Source organism: Arthrobacter sp., assembly GCF_030540645.1.
GTDB lineage: Bacteria > Actinomycetota > Actinomycetes > Actinomycetales > Micrococcaceae > Specibacter.
In genome coordinates, this window is sequence record NZ_JAUNVV010000090.1 from 5,635 (window position 1) to 13,402 (window position 7,768).

A 7,768-nucleotide genomic window follows, 5' to 3' on the forward strand; every position below is an offset into this window, starting at 1 on the left:
TGCGGCACCTCACGACTGCCGGGCACACCGCTTCTATCGGTGTCAATATAAATAACAGTATTGATCAGAGTGTAAGCATGTTGGGCATAACATGTACATAAAAATTAGATTATGTGAAATAAAGTGAATAATTGTTGACAAAGAGCGCCCCTCAGTGACTACAATCACAGGCAAGCCCAACTGCATAGCAGGAGGCGGACCAACGACTACTTTGAAGGATTCTTCATGACTCACATCAAGCCCTGGCTCAAGGTTGCCACCGGTGCCATCTTGGCAACCTCGGTCGCTTTCACGGCCTCCGGATGCACCACCACCGACGCCCCCTCCGGTGGCGACGGTGCCAAATCCATGACCTACTGGTCCATGTGGACCGAAACTGAGCCCCAGGCCAAAGTCTTGAAGACTTCACTCGATTCGTTCGAGAAGGACACGGGTATCAAGGTCAATGTGCAGTGGCAGGGACGCAAGGTCCTCGACAAGGTCACCGCAGGACTCCTCTCCGGAGACGTCCCGGACTTGGTTGACCAGGCCTACGACGGCCTCGGCCCGACACTTGCCAAGACCAACCAGCTCGAGGACATGGCTTCTGTGCTCAAGGCGTCAATCCCCGGCGAAGACGGCAAGACCGTTGGCGACGTCATCCCCGCAAAGTACATCGATGTCATTCCGACGTTTGGTGGCGATGTGAAGAACTACATGGTTCCCTACACGATCTCCAACGTCTCCGTTTTCTACAACAAGGCCAACAAGATTGCCCCTGAAGCACCCAAGACCTGGGACGAGCTGCTGGCCAACTGCAAGAAGGCCGTAGACGCCAACATGGCTTGCATCGCTTCCGATGGCGATGCAACCTGGGCCAACAGCTACTGGTTTGACTACCTGCTCAACCGCAACGCCGGCGACGGTTCATTCAAGAAGCTGGTCGAAGACAAGACCGGCGCTTCATGGGACGATCCGGCCGTGTTGAAGACTGCCGAACAAATCCAGGACCTCATCAAGAGCGGCTACATCATCAAGGGCTACGACGCCTCCAAGTACCCCGAGCAGCAGAACGCCTGGGCCGCTGACAAGGCTCTGTACTACCTGATGGGCAGCTGGGCACCGGCAGAAACCCAGAAGTATGCGGCCGAAGGCTTCGACTACGGCGCATTCAACTTCCCTACCACCACCGCTTCGTCCACGACGGCCAATGACGTTATCGCGTTTGGCTTTGCAGTCCCGAAGGCCGGCAAGCACACCGCCGAGGCGAAGCAGTTCATCGCCTACTTCGCGAACAAGGACCGCATGGGCCAGATCTCCACAGTGGCCGACAACCTTTCAGCCCGTCCCGACGTCGAAGCGCCTGCACAGCTGGCCGATGTTGCCACCATCCTGGCGGACAACCCCTCCAGGCTTCCCAGCGACGGCGTGTCCGGCGACATCACCGACAAGGGCTTCAACGCAACCTTCGAGCAGCTTTGGCTGGGCAAGGTGACTGCCGAGCAGTACGTCAAGGAAGCCAAGACCGCCATGGTTGCATACTGGAATGCCAAGGGCTAACTGATGGCTACCTCTGCACTTCCGCTGGCACGTGGGCGCAATTCCGGCCGCCCGCGTGCCGGCATGTCCGCAATTGAGCGCAGCAGGCGCCGGCTGTTCTGGCCGATGCTTTTACCCGCGCTGATCTTGATGGCCCTGTTTTACCTTGTTCCCATCATCTACGCTGGCTGGCTGAGCCTAAACGAGTGGGACGGCATCAACGAGATGACGTTCATTGGCGCGGACAACTACGTCCGCTTGGCCAAAGATCCGGTCTTCATCGGTTCCGTCATCAACACTCTCAAGATTCTTTTCATCGTAGGCATCATCACCTTCGTCTTCGCCTTTGGCCTGACCATGATCCTCAGGGACATGATGGGCAAGAAGTTTGTGCGCAGTGTCCTGTTCTTCCCCACGTTGATCAACGCCATGGTCTTTGGCATCTTTGCCGGCTTCTTGTTCAGCCCTGCCGGTCCTGTCAACAAGTTGCTGCTGCTTGTCGGCGTTCAGGATCCACCCAAGTGGTTGGCGCAGGACAATCTGTTCAACATGATCATGATCGTGATGATCTGGAGCGCAACAGGTTACTTCACCACCATCATCATGTCCGCCGTGGACCAAATTCCCGCGTATTACTACGAGGCAGCTGGACTTGACGGGGCTGGCCCCTGGGCCAAGTTCCGGCACGTGACCTTGCCACTGGCTTGGGACGTCATCTCCGTCTGTGCTGTTTTGTGGACCATGAGTTCGGTAAAGGTCTTCGAGCTTATTCTTGTCTTTGGCGGTTCCACCGCAAAAGCACCGCCCACAAGCACCTGGTCAACAGCCCTGTACGTCTACCAGGCGGCCTTTGGCAGCGGTGGCGACCGGGAGTTCGGCATCTCTGCGGCATCGGCCATTGTCAGCCTCATCCTGGTCACCGTCCTGACCATCGGACTGCGACGCATGTTGCGCCGTGAAGCCATTGAAATCTAGGAAGCAAGGTTGAACCCGTGAACAAAGTCATAACTCAGCCCCCGCCTCCAACCGAATCGGTGTCGGCCCCCGCTCCTTCGCGACCGCGCATGCGTCGTCGGTCCACGCGAAAGGACCGGATCAGTCCTGGCGGCTATGTGGGCCGGACCGTTGTCTGGTTGTTGGTGGCCTTCAACCTCTTCCTCCTGGTGTGGATGGCAGTAACGTCCCTGCGTGATACCCGGGACATTGTCCGCGATCCGCTCGGCGTACCCGCCGTGCCGTTCGTGGAGAACTTCACCAACGCCTGGAACACAGGAGGATTTGGCACTGCGGCCATCAACTCAGTGATTGCCACTCTCGTTTCCTCCCTGCTGGTGGTTGCCATTTCGGCACCTGCCGCATATGTTCTGGCCAAATCCACCCGGAAGCTCTCCTCCACCTTCACACTGCTATTCGTGCTGGGGCTTGGCGTTCCGGGACAGGTGCTGCTGGTGCCCGTCTACATCATGATGGCCAAGTTTCAGGACATCTCACACCTGCAAATGCTCAACAGCATTCAAGGGCTCGTCCTCGTCCTGGTCGGTCTGGGCATTCCATTCACCGTGTTCCTGCTCGCAGGGTTCTTCCGCTCCCTGCCGATCGAAATTGAGGAAGCTGCCGCCATCGACGGCTCCTCCGGTATCCGCACCTTCATTCAGATCGTGCTGCCGCTTGCCCGCTCAGGCTTGGTCACCGCATTCATGCTCGCTGTGATCACCGGCTGGAACGAGACCCTGTTCTCGCTGGTGCTGCTGACGACGTCGGAAAACCGCACGCTGCCGATCGCACTGCTGGCCTTCCTTGACCAGGCGCAATTCAACGGCGCCGACTGGGGCGGGCTCTTTGCTGGCATCGTCATGGTGGTCACCCCCGTTCTGGCACTGTTCATCTGGCTGGGACGGCGGATTGTGGAAGGCATGACAGTAGGCATCAGCAAGTAATCGAAGGGAAACCCCGGCTTTGAAACCTCTTCTCCTCCTCACCGGGGGAAATGGCACGGTTGGTCGCCTGCTGTTGGAGCACTTGCGCCGCAGCTATCGGATCAGGATCACCACAAGGACTCCTGTTGATCCGCGCCCTTCCATCTTTGCCACAGAAGACGAACTCCTGGTCGGTGATCTGGCAGATTCAGACTTCTGCCGGGTCGCGGTGGACGGTTGCAATGCAATCCTCCACCTTGCCGCCAACGCCTCCCCAGCCTCTTCGGTTGGGGAGGCGTTGGTCAATATCGCCATGACGGACCATCTGCTGAGTGCGGCGATGGATAACAATGTGCAACATATTGTGATCGCAAGCTCCGTTCACGCCACTGGCTTGGACTACCGCGACGGGGTCAGCACCATTGACCCAACGAAAGCCCCACGCCCCTGCTGTCCCTACGGGGCCAGCAAAATCGCCATCGAGGCGCTGTCCAGGCTCCACCAGGATTCACAAGGCAATGCGGTCTCCTGCCTCAGACTCGGCTTGACCGGCTGGCCCTTGATTGAGCAACAGTTTGCGCAGACATGGTTCTCCACGGCTGATTTGCGCAGTTTGGTCGATGCCTCACTGAACCGTTCGCCCGGCTTTGGCATTTACCACGCAGTCTCCCTTGACTCGGCACAGCGCTGGAACACCGAGAACGCCCTTGCAGATCTTGGCTGGGCCCCCCATGACCGCTGGGAAGTGGACCCATCCCAACTACCCTTGGCGGCCTCCAGCGCCTGCCAGCTGTTCCACACCAACTAGCGTCTGCCTCCGCAGGTGCAAGTACACATCACTCCGCCAGAACAGGTCTCGTTCATGCAGGCTGCGGTGGCCGATCCTTCCGCGTCTTTGTGGACAGGCAGGACTGCCATCAGCCGGCAACTCCCCAGTTTGTCTTCGACGCCGGCGCCACAGGCTACCAGCGGATTCGAACCACAATTTTAAGGCCCCCCATTTGCACAAAGAAGTCTTCAAGGCCAAGTTTGAGAACTTCATGGCTGCTTTCGGTGCACGCTTCGACAATCCCGAGGAGGTGGATTTCGTTGATACGAACACCATCGGAGCCTGGGGCGAAATGCATACCATGAAGGGGCTGACCACTTCCCAGACACTATCCTGGTCGGCGAAAATTGCTACCAGAAATTCACTGTGCGGGCGACCTCTTGCGACGACGGCTTCAAGGTGCCAGGCGCCAAGCCGTACCATCCCATGCTGGAGCGTGTCGTCGCTGACGCCAAAAACCTGCACGCCAACCGCCTCGACCTACGCCACGAGCCGGATGTAAAGACTTGGGTGGTGGACAACCCTGACCTCGTGGAGGACTTCGCAGTCAACGGCGGCTACCGCCTGGCACCCAGCAGCGTCAGCATCCCCACGGTTCTTCCAAGTGGCACACGTGAAGCCACCATTGACTCCACATGGGGCAATACAGGCGTGGGCCGCATGCCCAACAACAATCCCCAGTGGAACAACAAGAACTAGGTTTCCCATGCATTGCTGGATCAGGCCACCGGTGAACCCGTCTACCAGGTGCAGTCTGATGTAGATCCCGGCTCGTGGATCAAAGAACCAATGCGAAAGACAGCACAGCATTTACACGCACGGACATTCCAGCCGGCAGCTATGACTTCGCCGTTGCCGTCGTGGACAAAACACGCAACAACGTCCCGGCCATCAAGCTGGCGTTGACCGGCGACAAGTCCACCACAGGCTGGAACAAGCTCAGCACCACAATGTTGGAAGCAGCCCCGACGGCAACGCCAAGCGCTTCGGCGACTGCGACGCCGTCAGCTTCGGCAACACCCAGCATCAAACTGAGCGCGGACAGCATGGCACAGGGCGGCAAGCTCACCATCACGGGCGAGAACTTCAAAGCGGAGAGTAGCGCAACCTTCACACTGCACTCGGAGCCTGTGCAGTTGGGCACGGCTACCGCTGATGCCAACGGCGTTGTGAGCTTGGGCGTGGTACTACCATCGGATATCCCGGCCGGCCAGCACCGCATCGTCATTGACGCTGTGAGGTTGGACGGGGAGGCGTACGAGGTAAGTGCACCCCTGACCATCACCGCCGCAGCTGCCAGCGCAACGGCAACGGATTCCACCAGGGCTACCGGGAATGCGACAGCTCAAACAACGGCTGCAGGCAGTGCAGCAGCCCAGAATGAGCTGGCCAAGACCAGTGCCAATAATACGCGGCTCGGTGGGATGGCGGTCCTGCTTCTCATCTCCCGTGCCGCAGTGTTCGCTGCAAGCCGCCGCAGGTCTGCAAGTCACTGACATCAGCTAGCGCCGACACGCAACATCGCATTAATCCATCCTTCGGGCAGGCACGGGAACTTCTTCCGGTGCCCGCCCGAAGTGTTTTTGCTGGACTGCCGTGGGGGTAACGGGGGACGGTTGACACTTGAGGTACACCAAGCCGTTGGCTGGCAGCGCCAAATCCCTTGGGAATCCTTCGAGGGCCAGCGCACAACAGAAGTGTGTGCAAGTGTCGCCGCGGGCTAGCAGTTCACTGAACCGCGTAGGCTGCACTGGACAAACCAGTGCCAGGCAATAAAAGAGCCGGGCCCCGAAGGACCCGGCTCTTTTGGGAAAGTCTAGGCGCGTCGGCGCTGCAGCACGTCGTCCAGGTTGTTCAGTGCGTAGCTTCCGCGCTCTGCGGCAGGAACGGAGACAGGCGGGGCTGAAGGTTGCGAAGCCTTGATTTTGGGTGCTTCAACACCGGGAGCTTCCGGTACTGCTGCAACTCCGTTGGGGCCCTCCCCCACGCCGGCTTGGTCGGCCTTGATGGAAGCTCCTGTGGACTTCGGGGCTTTCGGCAGGTTCAGCGGCTTCTCCAAACTTAGGGCACGGGCTGCGGTGACGTAGCCAGGCACGGGGACCTCAACAGGCACCCACGTTTCGGCGAGAGTTTCAGTGTCTGCCAACTTGGCATCGGCAGTTCCCTTGGCCGCGACCCGCAGGGCGGCTGCACGTAACTCAGCCGCCGTGAGCGGCTTCTGAACAGCAGCGGGAGGAGCGCCTTCGGCTCCATCGAAAAGCGCCGTCTCTCGATGTTCGAGCGCAGTTGCCTGCGAAACAGCGGGTGGTGCCATCGGCGTCGTGCTTGCAGCTCGGCGCGCTGTCCTGCGTGCGGCTTGATCGCGGACAGCCAGAGTGCGCAGGGCGAAGATCACGGCGATGAACACGGCCAGTCCTGTCCAGGAAACAGCTGCGGACCCCAAGGAGAACACGTTCAACGCTCCGGAGATACCTGCCGCCAAGAGTGCGAGCAGGCCTACCAAGGCAAGGAAAGTCCTGCCCCAGCGAATTTTCAAAGGTTTCTCAACAGCCGGGGGCACAGCAGTTGAAGGTCCCGGCCCCACACGGATGTGGGCGTCGGAATTTGAGCTTTCCATGGACGTCTCCTGCGACTGCTGGATGTGGTGGGCTGGCACCGCGTGTCCGGCCACATTTCAACCCTAAAGGGGAAACATGTCCTCACCTGCATTGCTGGCGGTGTGTCGCCCTCGAAGGAGACGAATCACGCATTTCTTACGCCCCGAGTCGCAAACATTGCGAGCCGATTGGCTCATAGCTTACTTGCTGGGCAAGCACTGCTACCGCGTTGCCAGCCATCGGTTGAGGATGCCCTCGGGAATTTCTTCATCCGTGATGGCGAAACTCCTATGGTCGGCCCATTCGCCGTTGATGTGCAGGTAGCGGGGCCGCATCCCCTCATCGCGAAAACCCAGCTTTGCCACCACACGCAAACTTGCCGCGTTCTCCGGCCGGATGTTGATTTCCATCCGGTGCAGCCCCAACTGGCGGAAGCAGTGGTCGGTAACCATGGCCACCGCAGTGGGCACAATGCCACGGCCAGCCCGGTCCTTGTCCACCCAATATCCCAAGGTTGCCGTCATGGCAGATCCCCACTGGATCCCCGAGACCGTCAGCTGACCCACGATGACGGGCTTGGGCACGGAAGGTACCCGCTCAGTGATGATGAACGGCAGCGCCGACGCGTCCCTGGCCTGCCGGTTCAAAACCCGCACCATGCCCGAATAGGTGGGCAGCCCACCTTGACCGGCTGGGCTGCTCGCCTCCCAAGGCTGCAACCACGCGGCATTCCGGGCACGCACCCGCGTCCATTCAGCTTTGTCTCGCAATTTGATGGGACGCAGAATTAGATCGCCACACTTCAACGTCACCGGCCAGATGGCCTGATCCAACACTTAGTTAGCCGTTGATACCGTTGGCGAATTCACCCAGCCACTCGCGCAGATCAGGCCCAAGCTCATCATTCT

8 protein-coding genes are annotated in these 7,768 nt (G+C 59.4%); 6 read left to right on the forward strand and 2 right to left on the reverse strand.

All coding sequences use genetic code 11. The annotated features are described in order from the left end of the window. Positions 1-225: 225 nt before the first annotated feature. From Q4P21_RS13915 to Q4P21_RS13940, 6 genes are all read left to right on the forward strand, one after another. On the forward strand, positions 226-1,539 hold the full coding sequence (locus Q4P21_RS13915; protein WP_303389343.1) for an ABC transporter substrate-binding protein: 1,314 nt from the start codon (positions 226-228) through the stop codon (positions 1,537-1,539). A 3-nt stretch (positions 1,540-1,542) separates the two neighbouring features. Next, positions 1,543-2,493, forward strand: coding sequence for a carbohydrate ABC transporter permease (locus Q4P21_RS13920; protein WP_303389344.1), 951 nt, complete (start codon positions 1,543-1,545; stop codon positions 2,491-2,493). A gap of 17 nt (positions 2,494-2,510) precedes the next feature. Continuing rightward, positions 2,511-3,455 carry a carbohydrate ABC transporter permease gene (locus tag Q4P21_RS13925; protein ID WP_303389345.1) on the forward strand — a complete coding sequence of 315 codons (945 nt, stop codon included), beginning with the start codon at positions 2,511-2,513 and terminating at the stop codon, positions 3,453-3,455. Positions 3,456-3,474: 19 nt separating this feature from the next. Further along, positions 3,475-4,242, forward strand: coding sequence for an NAD(P)-dependent oxidoreductase (locus Q4P21_RS13930; RefSeq protein ID WP_303389346.1), 768 nt, complete (start codon positions 3,475-3,477; stop codon positions 4,240-4,242). Positions 4,243-4,629: 387 nt separating this feature from the next. Then, on the forward strand, positions 4,630-4,962 hold the full coding sequence (locus Q4P21_RS13935; protein ID WP_303389347.1) for a hypothetical protein: 333 nt from the start codon (positions 4,630-4,632) through the stop codon (positions 4,960-4,962). A 74-nt stretch (positions 4,963-5,036) separates the two neighbouring features. Next, complete coding sequence (locus tag Q4P21_RS13940; protein ID WP_303389348.1) at positions 5,037-5,759, forward strand: hypothetical protein; 723 nt, start codon at positions 5,037-5,039, stop codon at positions 5,757-5,759. Positions 5,760-6,079: 320 nt separating this feature from the next. Here Q4P21_RS13940 and Q4P21_RS13945 read toward each other — a convergent pair whose 3' ends face one another. Both Q4P21_RS13945 and Q4P21_RS13950 read right to left on the reverse strand, forming a co-directional pair. Next, positions 6,080-6,880, reverse strand: a complete 801-nt coding sequence (locus Q4P21_RS13945; RefSeq protein ID WP_303389349.1) for a hypothetical protein — start codon at positions 6,878-6,880, stop codon at positions 6,080-6,082. Between the two features lie 201 nt (positions 6,881-7,081). After that, positions 7,082-7,696: a GNAT family N-acetyltransferase gene (locus Q4P21_RS13950; RefSeq protein WP_303389350.1), complete on the reverse strand. Its 615-nt coding sequence runs from the start codon at positions 7,694-7,696 to the stop codon at positions 7,082-7,084. Positions 7,697-7,768: the final 72 nt, after the last annotated feature.